At 62.5% G+C, this 25,721-nt stretch carries 26 protein-coding genes; 10 read left to right on the top strand and 16 right to left on the bottom strand.

What is annotated here, in order from left to right; all coding sequences use genetic code 11:
- Nucleotides 1-69 precede the first annotated feature (69 nt).
- Entirely contained in the window at nt 70-393 is a 324-nt protein-coding gene (locus C4J83_RS15950; RefSeq protein ID WP_124417561.1) for a hypothetical protein, read from the bottom strand.
- 638 nt (nt 394-1,031) lie between these two features.
- On the opposite strand from C4J83_RS15950, the gene arr reads away from it, so the two are divergent.
- Entirely contained in the window at nt 1,032-1,448 is a 417-nt protein-coding gene (gene arr / locus C4J83_RS15935; protein ID WP_119740178.1) for an NAD(+)--rifampin ADP-ribosyltransferase, read from the top strand.
- A 29-nt stretch (nt 1,449-1,477) separates the two neighbouring features.
- Here the strand turns inward: arr and C4J83_RS15930 are convergent, their stop codons facing one another.
- The 7 genes from C4J83_RS15930 to C4J83_RS15900 form a co-directional block, all read right to left on the bottom strand.
- Nucleotides 1,478-1,735 (bottom strand): hypothetical protein, encoded by a 258-nt coding sequence (locus tag C4J83_RS15930; protein ID WP_119740826.1) that lies wholly within the window; start codon nt 1,733-1,735, stop codon nt 1,478-1,480.
- A gap of 110 nt (nt 1,736-1,845) precedes the next feature.
- Nucleotides 1,846-2,607, bottom strand: a complete 762-nt coding sequence (locus C4J83_RS15925) for an SDR family oxidoreductase (RefSeq protein WP_124417560.1) — start codon at nt 2,605-2,607, stop codon at nt 1,846-1,848.
- 38 nt (nt 2,608-2,645) lie between these two features.
- Complete coding sequence (locus C4J83_RS15920; RefSeq protein ID WP_124417559.1) at nt 2,646-3,473, bottom strand: EamA family transporter; 828 nt, start codon at nt 3,471-3,473, stop codon at nt 2,646-2,648.
- Nucleotides 3,474-3,547: 74 nt separating this feature from the next.
- Nucleotides 3,548-4,420 carry a LysR substrate-binding domain-containing protein gene (locus C4J83_RS15915; RefSeq protein ID WP_124418877.1) on the bottom strand — a complete coding sequence of 291 codons (873 nt, stop codon included), beginning with the start codon at nt 4,418-4,420 and terminating at the stop codon, nt 3,548-3,550.
- A 63-nt stretch (nt 4,421-4,483) separates the two neighbouring features.
- Complete coding sequence (locus C4J83_RS15910; protein ID WP_124417558.1) at nt 4,484-5,905, bottom strand: efflux transporter outer membrane subunit; 1,422 nt, start codon at nt 5,903-5,905, stop codon at nt 4,484-4,486.
- A complete protein-coding gene (locus C4J83_RS15905) occupies nt 5,902-7,470 on the bottom strand; it encodes a DHA2 family efflux MFS transporter permease subunit (RefSeq protein WP_124417557.1) in 1,569 nt (522 codons plus the stop codon). The genes C4J83_RS15910 and C4J83_RS15905 overlap by 4 nt, the downstream gene beginning before the upstream one ends.
- The gene (locus C4J83_RS15900) at nt 7,463-8,572 is read right to left on the bottom strand and encodes an HlyD family secretion protein (RefSeq protein ID WP_119740189.1); all 1,110 of its coding nucleotides are present in this window, start codon (nt 8,570-8,572) and stop codon (nt 7,463-7,465) included. The genes C4J83_RS15905 and C4J83_RS15900 overlap by 8 nt, the downstream gene beginning before the upstream one ends.
- A gap of 98 nt (nt 8,573-8,670) precedes the next feature.
- Here C4J83_RS15900 and C4J83_RS15895 point away from each other — a divergent pair, with 98 nt between their 5' ends.
- The 7 genes from C4J83_RS15895 to C4J83_RS15865 all read left to right on the top strand — a co-directional run bounded on the left by C4J83_RS15895 (nt 8,671) and on the right by C4J83_RS15865 (nt 15,049).
- Nucleotides 8,671-9,381, top strand: coding sequence for a CerR family C-terminal domain-containing protein (locus tag C4J83_RS15895; RefSeq protein WP_124417556.1), 711 nt, complete (start codon nt 8,671-8,673; stop codon nt 9,379-9,381).
- A gap of 34 nt (nt 9,382-9,415) precedes the next feature.
- On the top strand, nt 9,416-9,937 hold the full coding sequence (locus C4J83_RS15890; RefSeq protein WP_124417555.1) for a DUF1993 domain-containing protein: 522 nt from the start codon (nt 9,416-9,418) through the stop codon (nt 9,935-9,937).
- A gap of 224 nt (nt 9,938-10,161) precedes the next feature.
- Nucleotides 10,162-10,626, top strand: coding sequence for a hypothetical protein (locus tag C4J83_RS15885; protein WP_106579097.1), 465 nt, complete (start codon nt 10,162-10,164; stop codon nt 10,624-10,626).
- 226 nt (nt 10,627-10,852) lie between these two features.
- Nucleotides 10,853-11,797 carry an alpha/beta fold hydrolase gene (locus tag C4J83_RS15880; RefSeq protein WP_124417554.1) on the top strand — a complete coding sequence of 315 codons (945 nt, stop codon included), beginning with the start codon at nt 10,853-10,855 and terminating at the stop codon, nt 11,795-11,797.
- A gap of 70 nt (nt 11,798-11,867) precedes the next feature.
- On the top strand, nt 11,868-12,476 hold the full coding sequence (locus C4J83_RS15875) for a LysE family translocator (RefSeq protein ID WP_119740197.1): 609 nt from the start codon (nt 11,868-11,870) through the stop codon (nt 12,474-12,476).
- A gap of 624 nt (nt 12,477-13,100) precedes the next feature.
- Nucleotides 13,101-14,084, top strand: coding sequence for a GlxA family transcriptional regulator (locus C4J83_RS15870; protein WP_124418876.1), 984 nt, complete (start codon nt 13,101-13,103; stop codon nt 14,082-14,084).
- A gap of 50 nt (nt 14,085-14,134) precedes the next feature.
- A complete protein-coding gene (locus tag C4J83_RS15865; protein WP_124417553.1) occupies nt 14,135-15,049 on the top strand; it encodes an ADP-ribosylglycohydrolase family protein in 915 nt (304 codons plus the stop codon).
- Between the two features lie 22 nt (nt 15,050-15,071).
- Here the strand turns inward: C4J83_RS15865 and C4J83_RS15860 are convergent, their stop codons facing one another.
- From C4J83_RS15860 to C4J83_RS15840, 5 genes are read right to left on the bottom strand one after another with little or no spacing between them, the layout of a single operon-like run.
- Nucleotides 15,072-16,331, bottom strand: a complete 1,260-nt coding sequence (locus tag C4J83_RS15860; protein ID WP_124417552.1) for an NAD(P)/FAD-dependent oxidoreductase — start codon at nt 16,329-16,331, stop codon at nt 15,072-15,074.
- A 3-nt stretch (nt 16,332-16,334) separates the two neighbouring features.
- Entirely contained in the window at nt 16,335-17,906 is a 1,572-nt protein-coding gene (locus C4J83_RS15855) for an aldehyde dehydrogenase (NADP(+)) (protein ID WP_124417551.1), read from the bottom strand.
- A gap of 60 nt (nt 17,907-17,966) precedes the next feature.
- Nucleotides 17,967-18,914 carry a dihydrodipicolinate synthase family protein gene (locus C4J83_RS15850; RefSeq protein ID WP_119740208.1) on the bottom strand — a complete coding sequence of 316 codons (948 nt, stop codon included), beginning with the start codon at nt 18,912-18,914 and terminating at the stop codon, nt 17,967-17,969.
- Between the two features lie 38 nt (nt 18,915-18,952).
- The gene (locus C4J83_RS15845; protein ID WP_124417550.1) at nt 18,953-19,879 is read right to left on the bottom strand and encodes a 4-hydroxyproline epimerase; all 927 of its coding nucleotides are present in this window, start codon (nt 19,877-19,879) and stop codon (nt 18,953-18,955) included.
- 12 nt (nt 19,880-19,891) lie between these two features.
- Nucleotides 19,892-21,517, bottom strand: coding sequence for an APC family permease (locus tag C4J83_RS15840; RefSeq protein ID WP_106579106.1), 1,626 nt, complete (start codon nt 21,515-21,517; stop codon nt 19,892-19,894).
- A gap of 176 nt (nt 21,518-21,693) precedes the next feature.
- On the opposite strand from C4J83_RS15840, the gene C4J83_RS15835 reads away from it, so the two are divergent.
- Nucleotides 21,694-22,488: an AraC family transcriptional regulator gene (locus tag C4J83_RS15835; RefSeq protein ID WP_119740214.1), complete on the top strand. Its 795-nt coding sequence runs from the start codon at nt 21,694-21,696 to the stop codon at nt 22,486-22,488.
- Here the strand turns inward: C4J83_RS15835 and C4J83_RS15830 are convergent.
- Genes C4J83_RS15830 through C4J83_RS15820 form a run of 3 tightly spaced genes read right to left on the bottom strand, consistent with a single transcriptional unit; the run spans nt 22,421 to nt 24,653 of the window.
- On the bottom strand, nt 22,421-22,906 hold the full coding sequence (locus tag C4J83_RS15830) for a nuclear transport factor 2 family protein (protein ID WP_124417549.1): 486 nt from the start codon (nt 22,904-22,906) through the stop codon (nt 22,421-22,423). The two genes, C4J83_RS15835 and C4J83_RS15830, sit on opposite strands and share 68 nt — an antisense overlap.
- Nucleotides 22,903-23,757, bottom strand: a complete 855-nt coding sequence (locus C4J83_RS15825; RefSeq protein ID WP_124417548.1) for an SDR family NAD(P)-dependent oxidoreductase — start codon at nt 23,755-23,757, stop codon at nt 22,903-22,905. The genes C4J83_RS15830 and C4J83_RS15825 overlap by 4 nt, the downstream gene beginning before the upstream one ends.
- Nucleotides 23,754-24,653: an NAD-dependent epimerase/dehydratase family protein gene (locus tag C4J83_RS15820; RefSeq protein ID WP_124417547.1), complete on the bottom strand. Its 900-nt coding sequence runs from the start codon at nt 24,651-24,653 to the stop codon at nt 23,754-23,756. Before C4J83_RS15820 ends, C4J83_RS15825 begins: the two co-directional genes overlap by 4 nt.
- A 130-nt stretch (nt 24,654-24,783) precedes the next feature.
- Between C4J83_RS15820 and C4J83_RS15815 the strand changes: the two genes are divergently transcribed.
- Nucleotides 24,784-25,671 (top strand): LysR family transcriptional regulator, encoded by an 888-nt coding sequence (locus C4J83_RS15815; RefSeq protein WP_124417546.1) that lies wholly within the window; start codon nt 24,784-24,786, stop codon nt 25,669-25,671.
- Nucleotides 25,672-25,721: the final 50 nt, after the last annotated feature.

Raw genomic sequence — 25,721 nt, 5'->3', positions numbered from 1 at the left:
GAAGTTCGACCATATAAAAGCTGACAGTGAGAGCCGAGTTGATCACGCCCTGCGATGTTGGCGTGACAGTTATCCGCCAAACGGCCCGCTCTTTACCTGCTCGCCTTTTTTCGCGCAAGAGGGCGGGTTGGACATGCCGAAGGTCAAGATATTGCCGCCGTTGATGATGCAGTTGAATTGCTTGTTGTCGTTGGTTTTCAGCAATACGTAGGTATTGGTGCCCTGGGTTTGGCGATTGACAATAGTCAGGTCCGCAGGGGCGTAGCCCAGTGCGCCGGCGCTTTGCGATTTCACGTCATCATCGCTCAACATGTTGGTCTTGCCTGCGAGCGCATTGCAGCCGCCCAGCAATGCCACAGTGATGACCAGTGCAAATAACTTGTGCAGTGACATGTCCCTTATCCTTTTGCCTATAACACGTGAATTAAGCGCTTGTGCGGTTCAGCTATCGTCGTCTGACAGCGCACGTTATCAACCTGCGCTGTTGGTTCGCGACGGCTGTTAACCAGCGTTAATTATAAAATGTTACAAATAATTCCAGAGAGAAATCTCTTGTCTCTCAGTCTCCATTACTTGTCTGTGTGTCTCGCCGGGGGTCGACCCCGCACCGTCATCGTCTGTAAGCAATGGCAGTTAAACCTGTAAGAGAATGTAACCGTTCGTCGGAACCCGCGCACTATCAAAGGGATACAGAGGTCGACTTACAGAACAAATAAGACAGGTAGCTATGCGATCTCTAATTTTGGATATGCCTAACGGGCGTCAGCTCGTAGAAGAACTGGACCTTGCAACGGAGCAGATGATGGCGACGCCCGTCGAGCAAATCGGCGGCGAAGAGTGGCAGGCGGCATTTGCCAGGCAGCAACGGGCATTCAGGCTGTGGCGCGATTATCTGCATTGCAAGGCTGACGGCAGGGGGCTCGCCTGCCCTCGTAAGGTTGCCTAGGGGTTCGACAGTCAGTTACAAGAGGGGCATGCCTTGCGCTGCAGACAGGCGGCCTGGCACCACGCATTCTTGGAGTAACAAGCCCATGTCAAACGCCGCCGGCATGTTTATACGACAGTACTTTCACGGCACTCGCGCTGACCTCAAGCCCGGAGACATGATCCGCGTCGGTTATCCGTCCAATTTCACCGAAGGGCGAGCGCTGTCCTGGGTTTATTTTGCGGGCACGCTGGACGCCGCTATCTGGGGCGCCGAACTGGCGCTAGGTCATGAGCGCGAACGCATTTATGTCGTAGAGCCCACGGGCCCGATCGTGGACGACCCCAACGTGACGGATAAGAAGTTTCCCGGCAATCCGACGCTGTCCTATCGCTCCTGCGAGCCACTGCGGGTCGTTGCCGAAGTGACCCAGTGGCAAGGGCATTCGCCGGAGCGGTTGCAGCAGATGAAGGACAACCTCGCTCGTTTAAAGGCCGAGGGCGGCGATGTCATCCTCGACTGATGGGCCGGTTCCTGCGCGTTGAGCACCGATCAAGCCCCGACCTCGGACCTGGTGATGCGCTGCGCTTTGACCTCATCTGCATACAGGCCAATTTTCCCCTGCTGAGCCGTCAGCAACGCACATATTTTCATCAGCGCCACCGCTTCGGCCGGCGTCCTGCCAGTGCCGGCCAGGGCCGTCAGTTCAACCACTGACCAGCCGATAACGGCGGCCGCATCTTCAAGGTCATAAAACAGTTCTTGCTGCGCAGTCCTGAGCCCATCGAGCCCCTGCATCAATTCTTCCATCTGCCTGCCTACCTGATGTTGCTTGAAGTCCAATCCATTAACCCCCATCCCACTTTCAGCCAGGTCTGGGGGATTACCCAAATGCCTCAAAAAAACCGTGCGTCCTGCCCTTACTTGCCCCCGGTGACGTCAAGAAACGTCCCGGTAATGAACGACGCTTCATCGCTCGCCAGCCACAGGATAGCCCGCGCAACTTCTTCGGGTTGTCCGCCGCGGCCCATGGGGATCGAGTCCTTGACCCGATCGACCCGACCCGGCTCTCCGCCGCTGGCGTGCATGTCGGTGTAGATATGGCCGGGGCGGATGCAGTTGACGCGGATGCCGTCTCGCGCGACTTCTTTGGCGAAGCCGATGGTGAACGTCTCCAGGGCGCCTTTTGAGGCAGCGTAGTCGATATATTCGTTCGGACTGCCGAGCCGGGCCGCGCCCGAGGATACATTGATAACAACGCCGCCGCGGCCGTTATGGCGATGGGACATGCGTTTGACCGCTTGTTGCGCGCACAGCATCGGGCCGATGGCATTGACCGCGAAGATGCGCTGCATGCGTGCAAAGTCGAGGTCTTCGAGGCGCGATTGTGGTCCGAGTATGCCCGCGTTGTTGACCAACACGTCGACACGGCCGAACTCGCGGTCAATCGCGGCGAATAGCGCCGCGACCTGCTCTGGCTCTGCGCTATCGGCGCGTACCGCCAGCGCTCGCCGTCCGGCGGCTTTCACGTCATTCGCCACGGCCAGAGCGGCGGCCTCGTCGGACACGTAGCTGATCGCGACATCGTAGCCGCGCGCGGCGGCCAGTCGCGCGGTGGCCGCACCGACGCCGCGGCTGCCACCGGTAATCAGGATGACAGGGGCCTGGAGAAGGGTGCTCATAACGCGTAAACCTCACTGTGTAACAGCCATGGACGGCCTCAGCCGATAAGTACAGCGCCGAGCGCAATCACTGCGCAGGCCAGAAACTTGCGCAGCGTGAAGGCCTCGCCGAGAAACCAATAACCGATCAGCGCGGCAAACAACACGCTGGTTTCGCGCAATGCAGACACCGCGCCCATGGGCGCATAGGACATCGCGTAGATAATGATCGCGTAGGCCAGCAGCGAGACCAGCCCGCCGCCCAAGGCTGTCGCGACACCGGGTCGCGAGCTGAACAAACTGCGCGTCCCACGTAAACCGATATACACCAGAGGCATCAACACGCCCCACAACGCGCACATCCATACGGTATACGCCAAAGGCGCGCCAGACAGCCGTGCGCCAATACCGTCGGTCACGCTGTAAGCCGCAATAAAAATCCCAGTGCCTAATGCGTACGGCAGGCTGGGAACGGCAAGCCTGCGGTTGTTGAACGCCAGGGAAACGATGCCGCCAGACACCAGCGCAATGCCCAGCAGCGCCACGCCGGTGACTGCTTCCCCGACAAAAAACGCAGCGCTGAGGGCGATCAGGATAGGCGAGGCACCGCGGGAAATCGGGTAGGTTTGCCCCAGGTCGCCAACCTTGTAGCTGCGAACCAGAAACAGGTTATAGCCCACATGCAGCACCGCCGAGAGGCCGGCATAGCACCAACTGGCCCGCGCGGGCGGCGTCACCAACGGCGCGATGAGCGCGCTGGCAGTGGCCACCGCCAGGCACATCACCGTCATCGACCACAACCTGTCGGCGCCGCCGCGCAGCAGCGCGTTCCAGCTGGCGTGCAGGAGGGCGGCGAACAGAATCAGCAAAACAATATGAAAAGGCATGCGCCATCCTAAGCAACGGCGCGCCTGCACTAAAGCGAAGTCCTCTCATCCAGGCATGAGCAAACGCTCATGCTTTAGCGATAGCTCAGTTGTGCCTGCTGTGACGCTTCCATCAGCCAGTGACGAAAACTGACGACGTGGGGCTGTGATTCGATGCCTTTTGGGCAGACAAAGTAGTAGGCCACCGGGGAGTCGAACGGCACATCAAACAGCCTGACCAAACTGCCGTCGCGGATCTGCGCTTCGACATGCCCGCTGCGGGCAAGCGCGACGCCCTGGCCCAACAGCGCAGCCTCGATGGTCATATTGGTGTCTGCAAAGCGCACACTTTCCTTGAGCGCCGCGATGCCCGTGCCGACATGCTGGAACCAGGCCTCCCACTTCGGCACCAGGTCTGCGCCATCGCGCGTCAGCAATGGGTAACGCAATAACTGCGCAGGCGTCTGTGGCAGGCCAAAGCGGTGCAGGAGATCGGGGCTGGCCACGGGGAAAATCTGTTCCCTGAGCAGAAACTCCGAATGCAGGCCCGGATAATTACCATTGCCCAGGCGGATCGCCACGTCAGACTCACTGCTGGAAAACGTGATGGCTTTGTCGCTGGTCTCAAGCGTAATCAGAATTTCCGGGTGCTGCTGCGACAGACTCGGCAACCTGGGAAGCAGCCATTTGAGCGCAAAGGAGTAAGTGGTGCTGACCTTGAGGCGCACCCGGCCTTTGTGTTCCCGAAGGTCAGCCAGGGTGGCTTGCAGGTTCATGAAAAACTCACGCACGATCGGCGCTAGCGCGGCGCCGGCGGGTGTCAACGTCAGCGACTTGCCGCGCTGAAAAAGCTCCAAACCCCAAATCGCTTCAAGGTGTTTTAACTGATGGCTGACAGCACTTTGGGTGGCATGCCGCGTGGCAACCTCAAAGGCGCGCAAGGTGGCGGTGGGCGGTAAGTCTCTCATCGGATGCAAGCCGGTAGCCATGAAGGAAGGCTCATGGTAGTTGATTTGCCGCCAATCGACTGTTCACCGTGTCCATCCCAGCCCCAGCGCCTTGTGCAACGACGCAAAATCCTTCAGCAACTCTGCGTCCGCGGAGATCCGGCTTTCTTGCGCCTGATAGCGCGTGCGCTCCGCATCCAGCCAATCCAGCGTACTCGCGGTACCTGCACGGTAACGCTGACGCGTCAGGTCGGCTGCACGCACTGCGGAAGATTCCACCGCGCGCAACAGCAGCACGTTCTGGCGCTGGTGCCCGTAACGCGCCAACGCCACGTCGGCATCGCGCAAGGCACTCAACACCACGCTTTTATAGTTGGCCAGGGCCTCGTCACGTCCAGCCTCTGCCCCTTTGACGCTGGCGGCAACACGGCCGAAATCCAGCGCGTTCCAGGTGATCCGAGGCAGGATCAACCAGGTGCCGTTGTCCTTGCGTGCAAGGTGCCCAGGGTCACCGGCCGAGAACGACAGGTCGCCCATCAAGCTCAGTTTGGGAAACCAGTCTGCGGTCTTCTCGCCAATCTGGGCATTGCTCGATGCCAGTTGGCGTTCGGCGATGCGGATGTCCGGGCGGGCCTTCAATAGCGCGGCCGGGTCGGCGACCGGCACCGCCTCCGGGATAGCAGGCAGCGGCCGCGCGGTGGCCAGTTGGCTGTCCAGCTCGCCGGGTTCCAGGCCGCAGAGCAGGCCAAGCTGGTCGAGCGATTCGACGATGGCGGCTTGCAGCGGCAGGCGTTGGGCCTGGGTGTTTTGGGCCTGTGTCAGTACCTGCTCCAGTTGCAGTTGCGAGGCCACGCCGCGTTCGCGCCGTTGCTGGGTGAGGTCCAGGGCCTGGTTTTCGATGCCGACGCTGGCGTCGACCAGTGCCAGGCGTGCTTGCTGGTCGCGCAGGTCGGTGTAGGCCTGCACTGTTTCGGCAGCCAGTTGCACTTGGGCGTCAGCCAACCGGGCCTGGGAGGCGTCGGCCTCTGCCTGGGCGGCTTCGACTGCACGGCGTGTGCCGCCAAACAGGTCGGCCTCCCAACTGGCATCGAAACCGGCGAGGTACAGGCTCAACGGGCCTCGGCCACCGCCATTGCTGCCACCCAGCGCGGAGGTGTCCGGGGAGCGCAGTTTGAGCATCGCGGCGTCCCCGGTGACCTTGGGCATCGCGTTGGCTTGCGCGCCGCTGAGGCTTGCGCGGGACTGCTTGACGCGCGCCTGTGCCGTGGCAATGTCCGGGCTGTTTTGCAGGGCTTGCTCCACCAGCTGGTTCAATTGCGCGTCGCCCAGGGTTCGCCACCACTGCGCGACACCGGGAGCGCTTGCCGATGCGCTGTCAGCGTGCGGCAGGTGCCCAGCCGCCAGGGTCTTTGGCGCGACGTCGGGGGCACCGTGGTAGTTCGGGCCGACGGTGCAGGCCGACAACAGGCCGACGGTCAGCAAGAGGGGAAGGGTGCGAGGAATCATCGTTGTACCGTGCGCTTTTTCAGGATGAAGATCAGGGGCAGGCACGCCAGCATCGCGAGTCCCAGTACATAAAACGAGTCGTTGTAGGCCATCACCGAGGCTTGTTGCGCAATGTCATTGGCAAGTTGTGCGAACGCCTGCGCTTGCGACGTCGAGGCATCGCCGGTTTGCGCGAGGTAGCTGGCGGTGTGGCTCGCCATGTGGTCCTGCGCCAACTGGCTGTTGGCCTGGATGCCTTCGCGCAGCCTGTCGTCATGAAAGTGGCTGCGCCGGTCCATCAGCACGCCGAGCAAGGCCAGGCCGATGGTGCCGCCCAGGTTGCGCGACATGTTGTAAAGCCCGGCGGCGTCCCCGGCGTCACGGGTCTCGACCGAACGCATCGACAGTTGGCTGAGCGGCATCATCACCAGAATCTGCCCAAAACCACGCAATAGCTGCGACCAGACAAAGTCGTGCCCGACACTCTCGGCGGTGAGTTGGGTGTCGACAAAGCAGCTGGCCCAATACAGCAACAGGCCGGCACCGACCATCCAGCGCAGGTCATAACGGCCGAGCATGCGCGGCAAAATGGGCATAAGCAAAAACGCCGGTATCCCCGACAGCAACATGATCGCGCCGGACTGCTGCGCGTTGTAGCCCGAGAGGATGCCCAGGAACTGCGGCACCAGATACGCCGTGCCATAAATCCCGGCGCCCACGGCGGTACCGATCAACAGCACGCTGCCAAAGCTTTTGTTCAGCACCAGTTGCAGTCGCACGATCGGCGTACTCGAGCGCAACTGCCCGACCGCAATCAGGAAAAAGCCGATCACCGTGGCGATGCTCAGCCACGTGATCAGCAGCGAGTCGAACCAATGCTCACGCTGGCCTTCTTCCAGTACCACCGTCAGCGAACTCAGGCCCATGGCCAGGCCGAGGATGCCCAACCAGTCGGCACTGATGAAGCGTTGCAGGTTCATGCGCTCGCTTGGCAGGCCGGTGATCAGCAGCGTGATCAGAGCGATGCTGATGGGCAGATTGAGAAAGAAGCACCACCGCCAGTTGATGTTTTCCGTGAGCCAGCCGCCGATGACCGGGCCAAGCAAGGGGCCGAGGATCACGGTCATGCCAAACATCGTGGTGCCGATGGCCAGTTGGTGCGGCGGCAGGCGCGTGCGCACGATGGTTTGCGCGGTGGGAATCATCGCGCCGCCGGCGAACCCCTGGCCGATGCGCCCGGCGATCATGGCGCCGAGGCTGGAGGACAGGCCACAGAACATCGAAAACGCCGTGAACATCAAGGCCGTGCCGATCAGGAACCGGCGCAGGCCGAATACGCGAGTCAGCCAGGCGGCGAGGGGGATCATGACGATTTCCGACATCAGATAGCCCGTGGCGATCCACGTGCCTTCGGTGCCGGTTGCGCCGATTTGCCCCTGAATCTGCGGCAGCGCCGAGTTGGTGATCGACACGTCCAGCGTCGCCAGCAAGGCGCCGAGTGCGCCGGCAGCCACGGCGATCCAGTCGGTCAGCGAGGCGTTGCGTGGTTTTTCTGCGGCCACCTCGGCCATCAGTGCTTCAGCCATGGTTGGCGTCCGCGGCGGGGGTGCGGGTGTCGACGTCAACGGTTGCCGACAGACCAGGCATCAACGCCACGCGCACCTCATCGGGTATGTCCAGCGAGATGCGCACGGGTACGCGCTGCACGATTTTGGTGAAGTTGCCGGTGGCATTCGAGGGCGGCAGCAGCGCGAACTGCGCGCCGGTGCCTGGGGACAGGCTGTCGATATGGCCCTGCAGATCACGCCCTGGCAGCGCGTCGACGTGCACGCTGACGGATTGGCCGGGGCGCATGTCGCCGATCTGGGTTTCCTTATAGTTGGCGGTCAGATAAATCGCGCTGATCGGCACCACGGTCAGCAAGCGGGTGCCGGGCTGCACATATTGACCGACACGTACGCCGCGGTCGGCCACGCGCCCGTCCAGCGGGCTGCGAATCACTGCGTCATCCACGTCCAGCTGGCTCTGCGCCTCGCTGGCCTTGGCCACGCCGAGTTGCGCCTGGGCTTGTTTGAGCTGCGCTTCAAGCGTGCCGTAGCGGGTCTGACTGGAACGCAAGGCGGCCTGTTTGGCTGCCACGGTGCTGCGGGCCTGGGCCAATTGGTTATTGAGCTGCGCCAGGCGCTCTTCGGGCTCGGCACCTGAACGCGCCAGCGGGGCATAGCGCGCGACTTCGGCCTGCGCGTGTTTCGCATCGGCCTCGGCGCCTTGCAACTGCGCGCGCGCTTCGGCAATGGTCGAGTCCTGCTGCACCAGGTCGGCCTGGGCCTTGGCGTAATCGGCCGTGCGCGCGGCGATTGTGGCCGAGGCTTCATCGCTGACGGCCTGGTATTTGCGCGCATCCAGGCGCACCAGCACGTCGCCGCGCTTTACGTTCTGGTTGTCACTGACCAGCACTTGGGCGACGTAGCCACTGATCTTGGGCGCCACGCTGATGCTGTCGGCTTGCAGGTAGGCGTCGTCGGTGGTCTGGATGAAACGTCCGCTGAGCCACCACCAGGCGGCCCAACCCACAGCACCCAAAAGTGCGACGGTGGCGATGGTCAGGAGGATCCGTCGAGCCTTGCCGCGTTGACGGTTGACGGTGTCTTCAGGAATGACCTGAGGCGAGGGAGGTGCAGCGGACATCGGGTCACTCCAGATTTATAACAGATGGAATAAATTCTATTTTTCGCGAATTTTTGTCAACTGGTATATTTTGGTCCGGTATTCGAAAGGAGCTGCACATGGCACGACATAAACCTGCCGCCGAGGGTGGTTATCAGCGTGGTGAAGAAACCCGCGCGCGTATTGTCGACGCGGCGGTCGTGGTATTTGGCGAGCGCGGCTACGACGGCGCGTCGACCCGCGACATCGCCACGGCCGCGGGCGTCAACGCCCCGGCGATTCAGTACTATTTTGACGGCAAGGAAGGCATCTATCTGGAGTGTGTCGAGCACTTGATCGCACTGCTGTGGCGCAAGATGGCGCCTTGCGTGGAGGCCGCCGAATGCGCGTTGGCCGATCAGGCCTCGGACGATAAAACCCTGATCGACGTGTCGCTGGGTATCCTCGGTACGGTGGTTTCCACCATCCAGGACAGCCCGCAAACCACCGCCTGGCGTACGTTTCTAGACCGCCACCAGGCCGGCCTGTGCCCAGAAAGCGCGACAACAGCGTTTGAGGATCGCTTCAAGGCGCGCATTGGCCGGGTTATCCGCCAACTGATCGCGCGCCTGGCCGGTATTGCGGTGGAGGACGAGCGCACCGTGATTCACTCGATGGCACTGTTCACCCAAGGCCTGGCATTCCGGGTGCAAAAACCCAAGCTGCTCGAGGCGTTGAAGTGGGCCGAGGTCAACCAGAAGGAAATGGAACTGGTACGCGACGTGGTGCTGATGCAAGCCCGGTTTACCCTGGAAGGCCTGGTCAAGCAACGCGGCGTGGTCGCTACGTGATGTGATTTTTTCAACCCCAGACAAGGACGCAACGATGTCGCTCTATACCATTACCATTCCCTGCTTCGCCCAGATGCTGAACTCGCTCAAAGGCCTGCTCTCCAAGGGTGACGCTCACGCTGCAGCACTGGCTTTCGACCCGCAAGTTCTTCTCGATTCACGCCTGGCACCCGACATGCACCCCCTGGCGACCCAGGTTCGCTACGCCTGCACCCAGGCGCGCGAGGCGGTTGAGCGGCTAAGCGGGCATCCGCTGTCGACGCTGCAGGCCCCGGCCTCAATGGCTGAGGCGCTCGCACTGATCGACCAGACGCTGGCAGTGCTCACCGGCGCTGACCGCAGCGTGATTGAGCGTCGTGCGGATGAATCCATCGCCATCGAACTCCCCGGTGATATCGCCTTCCAGATGACCGGCAACGAATACGCCGTCAATTGGGCCACGCCGCAGTTCTATTTTCACCTGATGACCGCCTACAACATCCTGCGCCATAACGGCGTGCCGCTGGGCAAAGCGGACTATGTACCGCACATGTTCGCGTATGTGCGTCAGGGCTGAATGCAGCGTTAAGGGCGGCGGCGATTGTGGTGCTGCGCAGTGTCGACACGAGCATCTGCAGCCGCGCTTTTGCGCTGATGGCCTGTGCCCAAAGGCTGCGAAAATCGGCCAGCCGTTGTGAAATGTTGTGAAGCATGGGGAATGGCCCTTTGCCCATGCTAACGTCCGCATCGGGGTATCGTCAGCACGACGATTTCATTCGTTCCATTGAGGGAGCAGCGCCGATGTCTACTACCGTAACGCCCGCGTCTGGCGGGTCGAACACGCCAAAGTCCTCGCCGTCGTCTTTCGACGACAAGTTGAACATTGCCAAGTCCAGCAAGGTTATTGCCGATTACATGCGCCAGACCGGCAAGTCGGCCATCACCAAGCAGGAGCTGTCGCAACTGGCCAGCAATGCCTCAGGCAAGGTGCCAGCGAACGTTTCCGACGCTGCCAAGTACATGGAAAAACACCCCGATGTATTCACCGCCATCGAAACCCACGACGTGGCCGGTGCCGATAACCTGTCCGGCGTGTGGAACTTCGACTGGGCGGCCAATGGCGGGCTGAAGGGCACGGCGACCGATGCTATCGCCAACATGCAGGACACGTTTGACATGGCCATCGCAAAGTCTGCGCAGATCACTGAAATTTCCACCGCTAAAAAAGCCGAACTGGACTCGACCAAACAACGGCCGCAGAACTGAGGCCGCAAGTTGTCAGCCACGCCAAAAACGGTTCCCGGTGCGTCAGTGGGGACCGTTTTGTGCATGACCGGCGGTCAGTGTCATTCAGTCCCCGCAACTCAACCACAACGCTGTGCCGACACTCATGGCTTGGCCTTTTGTGATGCGTTCAGCCCAGATTCAAGCGACGTGAGCAACTATACCGGTCAGTGAAAGCAATCCAGTCGTCACTGCCGGAGAAACCTTGATGCTTGTGATCGTCGGCGTACTTGCCCTCGTGCCCGTGTGGATCTGGTGGACCTACCCCCGGGTTGGCAACGTGCTGTTTGCGCTCATCGCCTGGGTAGAAGCGCGGCGGTCTCGATTGAAGACCCTCAACGTACCGATCAAAGGCATGACCCTCGCCACTTATCAGGGGGGCGACACGCATGCGCCGGCGCTGTTGCTGGTGCACGGTTTCAGCGCCGACAAGGGCGTCTGGCTGGGGTTTGCGCGGCACTTTGTCGATGCTTACCGCGTGATCATTCCGGATCTGGCCGGACACGGTAAAACTGCCTTTGTGACGGGCGGCGACTACAGCATCGCGGCCCAGGCGCGGCGCATGGTGGCGCTGCTGGACGCCTGCCAGGTCGACAAAGTGCACGTTATTGGCAGTTCCATGGGCGCGTATGTCGCCAGCTGGTTGGCCACTCATTATCCGGAACGCGTGCTGTCGCTGGGTTTGATTGGCGCCGCGGGCGTGAATCTGCCGCAGCCCAACGAAGTCGAAGCGTTGGTCAATAGTGGCGATAACCCGTTTCTGATTCGCACCCGTCAGCAATTCGACCGGTTTTTCGCCATGACCATGGCGGCACCGCCTTTCATCCCCGAAGTGTTATTGGCGGCCGAGGCGCAAAGCTACATCAAGCGCCGCGCGGAGCTGGCGGAGATTTTCGCGAACTTTTCCGACAGCCCGCGCATGGAGCCCTGGTTGCCGCACGTACGCGTGCCAAGCCTGATCCTGTGGGGCCGGGAGGACCGCATGGTGCCCGTTGCCAGCGCGCAAACCTGGCTTGAGGGGATCCCGCATGCGCGCCTGGAAATTCTTGAAGGCATCGGCCACTTGCCGATGGTGGAGGCCACGCAGCAGACCGTCGCGCACTGTCGCGAATTTCTCGACAAAGCCAAAGTGTATTCCTCGATCCGCCCCTAGCTGTACGGGGCAGCCAGGGCTGCAACCGATTACTGTCGCAGGCATACCACCGCCGTCGGGATGCCGCGCCATGTTCATGTCTACCAGCCTGCTCTCAGCCTTTGTGCTGTTTGCCTTCGTGTCCTCGATCACACCTGGCCCCAACAACACGATGCTGCTGGCTTCAGGCGTGAACTTCGGGTTTCGCCGGTCGATGCCCCACGCGATGGGCATCAGCATCGGCTTTATGCTGTTGGTGATTTCGGTGGGGCTGGGTCTGGGCGAGGTGTTCAAGGTATTTCCATGGGCCTACACCCTGTTGCGGTATGTGGGCGCGGCTTACTTGTTGTACCTGGCGTGGAAGATTGCAACCTCGGGCGGCATGCCCGAGAGCAACAACGAACACGCCAAACCCATGACCTTCCTCGGGGCGGCGGCGTTTCAATGGGTCAATCCCAAGGCGTGGATCATGGCGTTGGGGGCGATCACCACCTACACGCCGGCCGAAGGTTATGTGACCAACGTGTTGGTGATTGCCCTGGTGTTTGCGGTGGTCAACTTGCCCAGCGTGTGTGTATGGGTGGTTTGCGGCACTGGCCTGCGCACTGTGCTGCGTGAACCGCGTTGGTTGCGTCTGTTCAACGTGTCGATGGCCGGGTTGCTGGTGGTATCGCTGTACCCGATGCTCTTTGCGAGTTGACAGAGCCGGGTGACGTCACAGGTGTTGCAGCTGCGGGCCGGCGACCGCTATGACGAGGGTGAGGCGCCAGCGGCAGCGGTGGTCGCGGCGCTGTTCGAGTATTGCCGACCCACTCAGTCATGGACGGGTTGGCCGGCCACTGCGCTGATCATCAGCGAGCTGGCCACACAGGCGGCGCGCAGCTCGGCCGATACCCAGACGGTGACGCAATCACACAGGCGAGATGGTCGCCAGCAAGCCGATGCCGATGGTCAACACCAAAAAGCCGAACAGGAAAAGTGCCATCTTGGTCATAAGGCCTCCGAAGGGAAGGGGACGACAGGAATGTCGGGATGGCGCCATTGTCCGCTTCGAGGCGTTTTCGATACAGACGCAGATAGCAAAGAAAAAACCGTATCAGATGGCCCCGCGACTGCCCGGTAGCAGGCCTGGAAGGCACACAGTTTTCTCAAGATCAGGCACGCGGCGGCGTCCAACAGCGCCGCCGGTGCAACCGCACGCTCAGGCACCACGCCTGGGGAATGCCGGGGGACAGCGTCTGCATTTGCCCCTAAGATAGCGCCCACTGCATCAACAATAAGAGTGGGCCAACCCTCGATGGAAAGACGCCAATTCAGCGGTGGCATGCAAGGCAAGAACCTGCGCTACCTGAATGACACCCCCCAGCAGTCGCCGCCGGTTACCCGCGTGGGTTTTTTGCTGCTCGAACACTTCTCCCTGCCCGCATTCACCCAGACCCTGGACACGCTCATCACCGCCAACCTGTTGCGTCCCGAACTGTTTGCCACCCGTACGTTCGGTTGCGGCGACGGCGAGGTCATCAGCGACCTGGGCCTGGTCATCCGTCCCGATGCGCGCCTGGACGTGTCGGCGTTGCCGCAGTTGGACTTGTTGGTGGTGTGCGGCGGCTTTCGTACCGAACTCAAGGCTGATGACGAATTCAGCCACTTGTTACGCAGCGCCGCCGAACAGGCTGTCGCCCTTGCCGGGTTGTGGAACGGCGCCTGGTTTCTCGGCCGTGCCGGCCTGCTGCAGGGCTATCGCTGCGCCATTCACCCGGAACATCGCCCGGCGCTGGCGGAGGTCTCCAAGGCCGCCCAGGTGACCAGCGAACCCTACGTGATCGACCGTGACCGCCTGACGGCCTCCAGCCCCTCGGGCGCGTTTCACATGGCCCTGGACTGGATCAAGGGCCTGCACGGCAAGGCGCTGGTCGAGGGCATTGAAGACATTCTGGCGTTCGAGGAGTCGCGTTACCGACGCATCAAACCCACGGAAAATGTCTGCGTCAGTGCGCCACTGCGTGAAGTGGTGAAGCTGATGGACGCCAACCTTGAAGAACCGCTGGAACTCGACCAATTGGCCGTTTACGCCGGCCGCTCGCGCCGTCAGCTGGAACGGCTGTTCAAGGAACAATTGGGTACCACGCCGCAGCGCTATTACATGGAACTGCGGGTAACCGAGGCGCGGCGCCTGTTGCAGCACACCGAACTGTCCCAGGTGGACGTGCTGGTGGCGTGCGGTTTTGTCTCGCCGAGCCATTTCAGCAAATGTTACAGCGCGTATTTCGGCTATCGCCCCTCCAAGGAGAAGCGGCTGATCAAGTAGGCTGCGCGCGTTGATTTTCTATTTGGACGACGTTTTATCAAGGAGTAGCTATGCCTATAACACTGCCAGACCGCTACCGCGGCAGCTTGCTTGGGCTGGCCTGTGGCGACGCGGTCGGCACCACGGTTGAGTTCATGCCCCGCGGCACATTTGCCGCCGTGACGGACATGGTCGGAGGCGGGCCGTTCAGCCTGAAGCCTGGCCAGTGGACCGACGACACATCGATGGCCCTGTGCCTGGCCGAAAGCCTGCTGAGCAAGGGCGGCTTTGACGCGAAGGATCAGATGGGCCGGTACCTGAACTGGTGGCAATGGGGCTATTTGAGTGCCACGGGAGACTGCTTTGATATCGGCATGACCGTGCGCGAGGCCCTGGCGGCTTTCCAGCAGCATGGCGACCCGTTTGCGGGTTCTACGCACCCGTATTCGGCCGGCAATGGCTCGATGATGCGCCTCGCGCCTGTGGTGTTGTTCTTCTTCCCGAACCGGCAACGTGTGCGCACCTTTGCCATCGACAGTTCACGCACAACCCACGCAGCCCCGGAGGCCATCGAGTGTTGTGTGGTACTCGCGCAGGCGCTTTGCAATGCCTTGAGCGGCATGCCCAAAGACGACGTATTGCGCGTCTCGGACGCTGCGCTGACGGCGCCCAAAGTGCTGGCTGTCGCCGCCGGCGAATACCGTGACAAGTCGCGTGGCGAGATTGTCGGTTCCGGCTATTCGGTTGCCTCGCTGGAAGCCGCGTTCTGGTGCTTTCACCACACCGACAGCTTTGCCGATGCCGTGCTCGCCGCTGCAAACCTGGGTGACGATGCGGACACCACGGCCGCCATCGTGGGTCAGCTGGCGGGCGCCCACTATGGCGTCCAAGGCATTCCCGCGGGCTGGCTGGAAAAAGTATGGATGCGCGCGGAAATTCAGCAGATGGCGGATGCCTTATCAGACGCCTCCAGGGCCGGCCACTGAGGCCCGCACCCGGCAGCGTTGCTCAGAATCGCCCCAGTCGATAGGGCGCAAGCGTGGGCAGCCCTGACAGCGACGGTTGTGCGGCGGCCAGTTGCGCCACGATCTCTGCCGTCACCGCTGCCTGGGTCAGGCCCAAGTGCTGGTGCCCGAACGCGAGCAGCACCTTGCCGTCGCACAGCCGATCAATGATCGGCAATGAGTCGGGCAGGGAAGGGCGAAACCCCATCCAGGCAGTCGCGTCCTGCGCGTTCAGGTCCTGACGAAACAAGCCTTGGCTCAGCCGGTGCAATTGCCAGGCACGTTGCATATTCGCCGGGCGCTTGAGCCCTGCGAACTCGACGGTGCCGGCCAGGCGCAAGCCATCGGTCATGGGCGTCATGATGAACTTGCGCTCAAACGAGGTGACGGCAAACGGCAGGCGGTTCTGTTCCGTTGGCAGCATCAAGTGATAGCCGCGTTCGGTGTCCAATGGCACTGTTTTACCCGTGAGTGCCGCGGTGAGTCTGGCCGAATGGGCACCGCAGGCGATCAACACCTGGCGCGCGGCGACGACGCCTTGATCGGTCATCAGCGACACGCCGGCGCCATCCAGCCGCCCATCCAGCACGCGCTGCTGCACAAACTGCACGCCACTGGCCCTGGCGGCGCTCACCAGTTCGCAGACCACGGTGTACGGGTCAATAAAATGCCCGGTGCCGGGGAAAAACAGGCCGCCTCGGATAGCCTCGCTCAGTTGTGGCGCCACCTGGCGTATCGCCTCACCTGGCCAGAATTCCACTGCCACGTTTTGCTGCTGCATGCGCAGGCGCAATGCGTTGATCGCCTCGGCTGACGCGGCGCGCTCAAACACCAGCAAGGAGCCGTCTGGGCGCAACAACTGTGGCCGGTCAATGCGCTGCAACAACCGTTGCCACGCCGCCAGGCTGGCTTCATTCAGCGCGCGAATACCTGCGACCGTGCGCCGGTAGCTCGCCGGGCGCAGGTTCAGCAACAGGCGCACAAACCAGGGCAGGGCGCGCGGCAGGTATTTCCAGTCCAGGCTTAGCGGGCCCCTGGGGTCCATCAGCATCGCCGGCAGGCGCTTGAGGATCGACACGTCGGCAATCGGAAACACCTGCTCGGTCGCCAGGTGCCCGGCGTTGCCATAGGAGGCGCCCATACCGGGCTGCTGCGGGTCGATGACCACCACGCGCCGGCCTTGACGCGCCAATTGCAACGCGCAGGCCACGCCGATTATCCCGGCGCCGATGACCACGGTGTCCGCGATATTGGAGTCGGACATGGCCTAGGCCTCTCTCTGACCGTCGAGCAAACGCCTTAACTGCAACGGGTTGCCCTGTTGCAGCGCGCGAGGCAACAAGCCATCGGGGAAGTCCTGGTAGCAGACTGGGCGTAAGAACCGCAGGATCGCCACCGTGCCCACCGAGGTGCTGCGTGAGTCCGAGGTGGCAGGGAAGGGGCCGCCGTGGACCATGGCGTCACACACCTCCACACCCGTGGGCCAGCCGTTGACCAGCAAGCGCCCGGCCTTGCGTTCAAGCACCGGCAGCAAGGCTTTGGCACTTGCAACGTCGCCATCATCCAAATGGAGTGTGGCCGTCAGTTGGCCTTCCAAGTGTTCCGAGACCTGGCGCACTTCATCTTCGCTGGCGCACACCACCACCAGCGATGCGGCGCCGAAGACTTCTGCTTGCAGGTGCTGATTGCGCAAAAAATCATGGGCCGGGGTGACGAACACGTGCGCCTGCCCCTGGTTGGGACCGTCGGCCGCCTGACCTTTTGCCGCAATCCGGGCATGTTCGGCCAGCGTACTCACGCCGGTTTGGTAGGCGTGGAAAATACCCTGCGTCAGCATGGTCTGGGCCGCGCAACCGCGCAGCAACTGCGTTGCGGTGGCGATGAACGCATCCAATGCGCTGCCTGCGACGGCAATCACCAACCCAGGGTTGGTACAAAATTGCCCGGCGCCCTGAGTCAACGACGCGACAAAACCCTGCGCCAACGCTTCGCCACGTGCCTGCAACGCGGCAGGAAACAGATACACCGGGTTGATCGAACTCATTTCGGCATACACCGGGATCGGCTCCGGCCGCGCCTGCGCTGCCTGGGTCAACGCGATACCAGCGTTGCGCGAACCGGTAAAGCCCACGGCCTTGATGCGCGGGTCTGTGACCAGCGCCACGCCGATGTCCGTGCCTGCGCCGTAAAGCAGTGAAAACACCCCGTCGGGCAAACCGCAGGCCTTCACCGCCTGGGCCACCGCGCGTCCGACCAGTTCACTGGTGCCGGGATGGGCACCGTGTGCCTTGACGACTACCGGGCAGCCGGCCGCCAGGGCCGAGGCGGTATCACCGCCCGCCACCGAGAACGCCAAGGGGAAATTGCTCGCGCCAAACACGGCCACCGGGCCCAGTGGCACCTGCCGTTGACGCAGGTCTGGACGTGGCAACGGCTGGCGCTCGGGCTGCGCGGTGTCTACACGCACGCCCAGCCATTCACCGGCGCGCACGGTGCGCGCAAAGGTACGCAACTGCGCGCAGGTGCGGCCTCGTTCGCCCTGGATGCGCGGGCGCGGCAGGCCCGTTTCGGCCATGGCGCGTTCGATCAACTCATCGCCGAGGGCTTCGATAGCGTCGGCAATGACGTCCAGAAAGCTGGCGCGCTTGGCCAGCGAGGTTTCGCGATACGCGTCGAACCCAGCCCACGCCAGGGCGCACGCCTGCTCGACATGCTCACGACCGCCGCCGGCGTAAGCCGGTTCCAGTGGCGCGTCGGTGGCGGGATTGATGGCCCGAATCGCTTCGCGATGGCCGGAAATGGCTTGCTGACCGATCAGCATCTTGCCCGTCAGAGTCATGGGGTCGTCCTGGAAAAATGAGGGTTGGCCGCTGTGAGAAGCACAGCGGCGCGCGAAGGCTCAGGCGAGGTTCTGTTCGGCCGACCAGTTGGCGTACCACTGGCGGAACAGCGCGTATTGGTGCTCGGCATAATGGCGCTGCGCATCACTGAGCACGTCGGTTTCATTAAAGTGCAGGGCGTAACCGTGGTCACCGTTGAGCACCATCAGATGTTTGTAATACAGCACCAGGTCGCAGCCTTCGTCGAAGGAGGACAGCACGCCCAGCGCCGCTTCCAGTTCGCGGGCCAGGCGCCGCGCCTTGGCGTCACCTTTGGCGGCTTGCTTGCTCAGGGCCACCAGGTGCAGCACTTCACGTGGCAGCGCATTGCCGATGCCGGTGATGGCGCCGGTGGCGTTGCAGTTGACGAAGCCGTGCACCACCTGGGTGTCGACGCCGACCATCAGGGTCACGTTATCGTCCTGGGAGGTGATGTTTTCAGCCGCGTAACGCAGGTCGGCAGCGCCGCCAAATTCCTTGAAACCGATGAGGTTGGGGTGTTCGCGGCGCAGTTCGAAGAACAGGTCGGCGCGGGTGGCAAAGCCGTAGTACGGGCTGTTGTAGATCACCGCCGGCAGGTTTGGCGCGGCATTGAGAATGGCCGAGAAGTGCGCCTTTTGCGCGGTCGCCGACGCACCGCGTGACAGCACGCGCGGGATCACCATCAGGCCATGGGCACCGACGTTGGCCGCGTGCGCTGCGTGGGCCACGGCCTCACGGCTGTTCACCGCACCCGTGCCGACAATGGTCGGTACACCGGCACCCACCAGGCGCGCCACACCTTCCTGGCGCTGGGCTTCGGTGAGCAACGGCCAGTCACCCATGGAGCCGCAGTACACCACGGCGCTCATGCCGATATCGATCAGTTCGCGCCCCTTGGCCACCAGGGCGTCGAAGTCCGGCTTGCGCTCACGCGTGCACGGGGTCATCAGCGCGGGGATGCAACCGGTGAAAATGTTGTCGCTCATTGTTTTAACTCCTTGCAGCGTTCAGTAAAAATCGGGGCTCAGATGCCCCAGGCGAAAGGGTCCTGCGCGTCGATCAGCAGGGTGCTGTCGGCGGTCATGTAGGCGCGGCCGGTGATAAAGGGGCGTACGCGCTCGCCGTCCCATTCATAGCGGCCTTCGAATTGGCTGCCGGTGATGCTGGCTTGCACCCAGATCGCACCGGGCGCGAGCTTGCCGTCGGCGGCCAGGCACGCGAGCTTGGCGCTGGTGCCGGTGCCGCACGGCGAGCGGTCGTAGGCTTTGCCGGGGCACATGACGAAATTGCGGCTGTCGGCGTTGGCGTCGTCTGCGAACAGTTCGACATGGTCGATCAGCGCGCCATCGGCGCCGTGGATGCCTTGGTTTTCCAAAGCCTTGAGCATCGTCCAGGTGTAGTCGGTGAGGGCATCGACGTTGCTCATCTCAAGCGTTTGACCGTGCTGCGAAACCAGGAAAAACCAGTTGCCGCCCCAGGCAATGTCGCCGTGGACCACGCCATGGCCCGGCACGTCCACTGCCACGTGGTGGCGATGGCGATAGGCGGGCACGTTGCGCAGGGTCACGGCGCCGTCTTCGTGCAGGGTGGCCGTTACAGAGCCGACCGGCGTGTCGATGCTGTGAACGCCGGGCTCGATGCGGCCCAAGTGGTGCAACGAGGCGACCAGCCCGATGGTGCCGTGGCCACACATGCCGAGGTAGCCGGTGTTGTTGAAGAAGATCACCCCGCACGTCGCACCCGCAGTGACCGGCTCGCAGTACAGCGCGCCGACCAGTACATCATTGCCTCGCGGTTCCAGCAGGCAGGCCCGGCGCCACCGGTCGTGCTCGGTGCGCAGGTTCTGCAGTTGCTCGGCGATACTGCTGCCTGTCAGCGAGGGAAAGCCGTCCAGCACCAGGCGCGTGGGTTCGCCGCCGGTATGGGAGTCGATCACGTGCAACCGTTTCATAAAACGCTCCATTCAGTGGGTGGCCGGGGACAAGGGTGCGCTGTGCCGGGGTTGGCTGACGGCTTCGCTTTCGTCGTCTTCGTGTTCCAGGCGCACAAGGTGGGCAGGCACGCCGGTGGCCGCGCCCCAGTAATAAATGCCCAAGGCGCAGGCCGCGACGATCAGCGTGTCAAACGGGTGGCTGAGCACGCCGAGGCCACCAAAGCTGCCGAGTTTGGAGAGCAGGAGGGTCGCCGCGTAAAAGCCGATCAGCCACGCCGACGAGCGCACTTGCTGCTTGATGTTCAGGTGCGCGGTCGGCACCCAGCGTGCGCACAGCAGGTACACCCCAAACATCAGGATTTGCAGGCCGAGCAGCCACGACACGGTGCTCCAGCCGGACCAGTACACAATCAGCGCGGCGATGATGAACGACAGCGGGCCGAGTACCGCCATGCCCTTGACCCGAAATGGCCGTGGCATGCCCGGTGCATTGCGGCGCAGCGCGGCGACGGTCACCGGGGCGACGGCGTAGCTCAGGATCAGCGCGGCCGACACCACATTGATCAGCGCTTCCCAGGATGGGAACGGCAGGGTCCAGAACACCGACAGGCCAAAGGTCAGCCACAGCGCCGGGCGCGGGATGCCGGATTTCTCATCAATGCGCGTGAAGATCTTGAAGAACGTGCCGGTCTGCGCCCAGCCATACACCACGCGCGGCGTGGCATTCATGTAGATATTGCCGCAGCCGCTGGGCGAGATCACCGCGTCCGCCACCACTAGGTACGCCAGCCAGCCCACACCCAGCGCCAAGGCAATATCGCGATAAGGCAGCGCGAGTTCCTTGCTGATCCCCGCCCAACCGTTGGCGAGCATCTCGGTGGGCACGCCGCCGAGGAACGCGGTTTGCAGCAGCACATAGATCGCCGTCGAGAGCAGCACGGAGAGGATCAACGCGATCGGGATTGTGCGTTGCGGGTGCTTCACTTCACTGGCCACCGAGATGATCGGCGTCAGGCCCAGATAGGCAAAAATCACGCCGCCGGCCGACACCGCCATCTCAATGCCCGACAGGCCGAACGGGGCAAAACCCTGGGCCTGGAAGTTCGCCGGTTTAAAGAAGGTGAACAGCACGCCAATCACCAGCAGCGGCACGATGAACTTGAACACACTCACCAGGTTATTGGCGATGGCGAAGGTCTTCACACTGCGGTAATTAAGCACAAAGAACAGGCACAGCAGGGCCAATTGCATCAGCCAGCCCAAGGGGGTGGGGTCGCTGGAGCCGGCCTTGGTCAGCCCGGGAAACCAGGCAGCGGCGTATTGGCGCGAGGCAACCACTTCAATCGCCACAAGGCTTGAAAACGCAATCAGCGTGATAAAACCCATCAGGTAGCCCAACAGCGGGCCGTGGGAATACACCGGGTAACGCACCACCCCGCCGGCACGGGGCAGGGCAGCGCCGAGTTCGCAATAGACGATGCCCAGCAGCAGCACGGCGAACCCACCGATCAGCCAGGAAAAAATTCCGGCCGGTCCGGCGATGGCCGAGACGTGACTGGCCGCGAACAGCCAGCCCGAACCGAAGATGGCGCCCAGCCCGATGAAGGTCAGGTCCATCAATGAAAGTTGTTTCTTGAACTTGCCTTGAGCAGACATGGCGGCGCCTTCTTGTGAGTTATTGGATAGGCAGGTAGTGGCGCTATCCTGAACGCATCAAGGGCGTGGCGATTGATGTTTTGCGCCTGCGTGGATGACGAATTCGGCACAGTTGGCCGCGCTCGACAGTCACATCGGCATGCGGCAATCTGCTCGAAAACAGGGGAGTCCAGTTCATGCTGCCGAGCGCATTTGCGAGCCTTTTTCAGGCCAATCGTCCCCACGACATGCAGCAGCTATTGGCCGGGGTGGCGCAGCTGTTGCCGATGCTCGACGTGCTCCCCAATGCCGCGATCTTCATCAAGGACATCGAGGCGCGCTACGTGCTCGCCAACCACACGCTGGTGCAGCGCTGCGGCCTCAAGCAGCTGCAACCGCTGCTGGGCAAGACCAGTGCGCAGGTGTTCCCCGCGCAGCTGGGGCCGGGCTATACCGAACAGGATCGGCGCGTGCTGGAACAGGGGTTTGTGCTTGAGGACCAGCTGGAACTGCACCTGTATGGCACGCGCGAACCCGGCTGGTGCCTGACGCACAAGTGGCCGCTGTACAGCGATGTCAACCAGATCATCGGCCTGGCGGGCATCTCCGTCGACCTGCAGTCAGCCAGCGAAACGCACCCGGCGTATCAGCGCCTGGCCGCTGTCGACGCGCACATCCGCACGCATTTCAACCGGCGCGTCAGCCTCGGTGAACTGACGCGCATCGCCGGCATTTCCGTGGCGCAGCTGGAGCGCTACTGCAAACGCGTGTTCCACCTGACGCCACGGCAGATGATCCAGAAAGTGCGTCTGGAACACGCGCACCGGTTGCTGCATACCGAACTGCCGATCACCGAGGTCGCGCTGCAATGCGGCTACACCGACCACAGCGCGTTCACTCGCCAGTTCAAGGCATTGACCGGCTTTACGCCGAGGCAGTATCGGCAGGCGCCTCGCTACCGGCCACCGGCTTCCAGTGGGGCAGCGGCGTGAGGTAGTGCAGGTCGAATCGGCGCTCGACAAAGGCCCAACGCCCACCCCGACGTTCGAGCCGGTCGTGGTAATGGCCGCTGATTTGCACCTGCCCCAGCTCACGGTGTAACACCATGCAATCCACTGCAGCCTGGGCGGTGGCCGTTTCACCCTCCAGCTCGATCAGCGTATTGGCCATCCAGTGATGCATGTGGGGCATGTGCGCCCAGTTCTGGTGAGCGGAGTCGACAATCGCGTCGACACCCACGAAGTGACCGAACGCAGCGCCCAACGCCAGCACGGCATCTGCATGCCAGATACTGCGCAGCAACGCTTCATCGCGACGATCAAAGGCGTGTGCGTACTCGGCAATCAGACGTTGAATCGCCATGTGGCTTTCGAGGTTATCCAGGCGCGCGCTCAATGCTTGCAGGCTCATGCTGTTGGCTCCTGATGGGTGGGGAAATCGGTACTCAGGCTGAGTTCCAGCCACGCGGCGGTTTCCTTGGCGACCGCGGCCAGCTTGGCGTTGATGACGCTCAGTGCGTCGGCGCCGGCGATAAACCGCAGCGGCGGCACCGGCTCATTGACCAGGCGCACCAAGGCGTTGCCCAGGCGTGCCGGATCGCCGGGCTGTTGGTGGTTGCGCGCAGCGAACACGGCCAGCGCGCTGGCCCGGTAGTCGTCGTAGTCGGGAATGCTGCCGCTGGCCAGCTTCAGCGCGCGCGGGTCGAGGAAGTCGGTGCGAAAGGCGCCGGGCTCGACCACGGTGAGGCGAATCCCGAAGCTGGCGATCTCTTGCGCCAGCGACTCAGAGAAACCCTCGAGGGCAAATTTGCTGGCGGAGTACATCGACGCACCGGCCACCCCTTTGAAGCCGCCATTGGACGACATGTTCAGGATGTGCCCGCTGCGCTGCTCACGCAGGGTCGGCAGGGCTGCGCGTGTCACGTTGAAGGTGCCCAGTACGTTGGTGGCGAACTGGCGCTCGACGGCGTCGGCGTCGATTTCCTCGAAAGGCCCGAACTGGCCATACCCGGCGTTATTGACCAGCACGTCGAGGCGGCCAAAGCGCGCGATACACGCGCTGACGGCGGCATGCGCCTGGGCCTGGTCACGAATATCCAGTTGCAGGCTCAAGACCTGGTCGCCGCAGGCGCCGAAGACGTCGTGCAAGCGCGCAAGGTCAAGGTCGGTTGCCACCACTTGGTCGCCCGCTGCCAGCGCCGCGTGCGCAATACCTTTGCCGATGCCGCTGGCACTGCCGGTAATCAGCCAGACCTTGCTCATAGCACCCTGTCCTGTTCAATCCACTCCAGGACCGACGCGTGGGTGGGCGCCCAGCCCAACTCCTGGCGTGCGCGTTTGGCCGTGACCCGGCTGTTGGTGCCGAAGGTGTAGTGCGCGTGCAAATAGCCCCAGCGCTCGGTCGCTTGCTCCACGCTCCAGAACCCCAGCGGTTCGAGCTTGAGGCGACGGGCTAGCGCCTGGCCGATCTCAAGGAACGACGCCTCGCCGTTTTCGACGAAGCAGAACGCGCCGGCCGGGGCGTTTTGCAGGGCCAGCAGGTAAAGCTCGGCGACATCGTGGATGTGCACGTTGGACCAGCGATTGACGCCAGTGCCGACCACGCGCACCACGCCACTTTCCTGAGCCTGAGTGATCAGCCAGGGAATCTGCACGCTTTGCGTGTGCACGCCGGTCCCGGTGCCATAAATGCTGCTGGGGCAAATCACCACCGCGCGAATGTTTTGTGTGGCGGCGCCGAGCACTGTGAGCTCTATGTCGCGGCGCGGTTGTTTGGAGGCGGCCACCACGAAGATGCTGTCTTCATCAAATACGGCAGGGTTGACGGCTAAACCCTGGGCATCGTCGCCGATCACGCTGGAGCCGCTGGTGTGCAGCAACGGTTTGCCCGAGCCTGCCAGCGCCTGGATGAAGGTCTGCACGGCGCCGAGATGGTCGCTGTCAGCCGTGTGAATGACGCCGTCGGCGGCGCGCGCTTCCTTGGCCAGCAGTGCCAGGTCATCGAGGTTGCCGATGACCGGTTCGATGCCCAATGCCTGCACCTGGCGCGCTTTTTCTTCATCGCGCACCAGGCCTCGAATGGCGTAGCCGGCGTTGATCAGTCGCAGGGCGACGGTGCCCCCGACATACCCATTGGCGCCTGTCAGAAATATGCTCATGAATGCCTCGCTGATAGGTGGATCAAGTCAGCGTGCAATCTAGCGGTTGCCTGGGGCCGGAATAAGTGGGATAGGTGTCAGATCAGTAGTGACGGTTTTGTCATGAATGGCTCAACGATTAAGGACGTTCATGGACAGTTTGGGGGGCATGGCGGTGTTCGTGCAGGCTGGCGAAGTCGGCAGTTTCGTCGGTGCAGGGCGAAACCTGGGTATCTCGGCCTCGGCGGTCAGCAAAAGCATTGCGCGGCTGGAAGTGAAGCTTGGCGTGCGGCTGTTTCACCGCAGTACTCGCAGCCTGACGCTGACGGCTGAGGGCACACGTTTTCTGCAACGGTGTCGGCGGGTCATTCAGGAGCTGGAAGCGGCAGGGGAGGAGTTACGCCAGACCGCCTCTTTGCCTCAGGGGCCTTTGCGGGTAAGCCTGCCGATGATCGGCAAGCCGTTTCTGCCGGTGTTTGCCGACTTCCAGTTGCTGTACCCGGATATCCAGCTGGACCTGGAATTCACCGATCGCCTGGTGGACATCATCGGCGAAGGTTTTGATGCCGTGGTGCGCAGCGGCATGCCCAAGGACTCTGGCTTGTCGGCCCGTTGCCTGGGCCGTTACCGCATGCTCGCGGTCGGTTCGCCGGGGTACTTTACCCGGCACGGTCTGCCAACACGGCCCCGCGATTTGCTTGAACACCGCTGCATTCACTTTCGCTTTCCCGACACGGGCAAGCTGCAGCGCTGGCTGATTCGAGAGCCTGAGCAACCTGAGCTGGAGCTGCCGCGCACGCTGATCAGCAACTCGGTGGAGGGCCGCGTGTGTTTTGCGCTCAAAGGCTTGGGGATCACGTACGCGGCAGACTTCATGGTCAGGGAATACCTGGCGTCGGGTGAGTTGTGTGCGGTGCTGGAGCCGTATAGCGAGGAGACCAGCACCTTCAACCTGTTGTGGCCGTCCGGCAGCCAGGTGCCGCTCAAGCTGCGTGTGCTGATTGATTTTCTCAGCCGTCGAATCGGGTTTCTGTCTTAGCCCAACAGTATCAATGCAACGAATCGCCCTCGTGGCCGCTCCTATGCTTA

Origin of the sequence: Pseudomonas sp. LBUM920 (genome assembly GCF_003852315.1) — a bacterium.
Taxonomy (GTDB): Bacteria; Pseudomonadota; Gammaproteobacteria; order Pseudomonadales; family Pseudomonadaceae; genus Aquipseudomonas.
The sequence above is the reverse complement of the archived record's forward strand: the minus strand, read 5'-3'. Positions and strand labels throughout refer to the sequence as shown.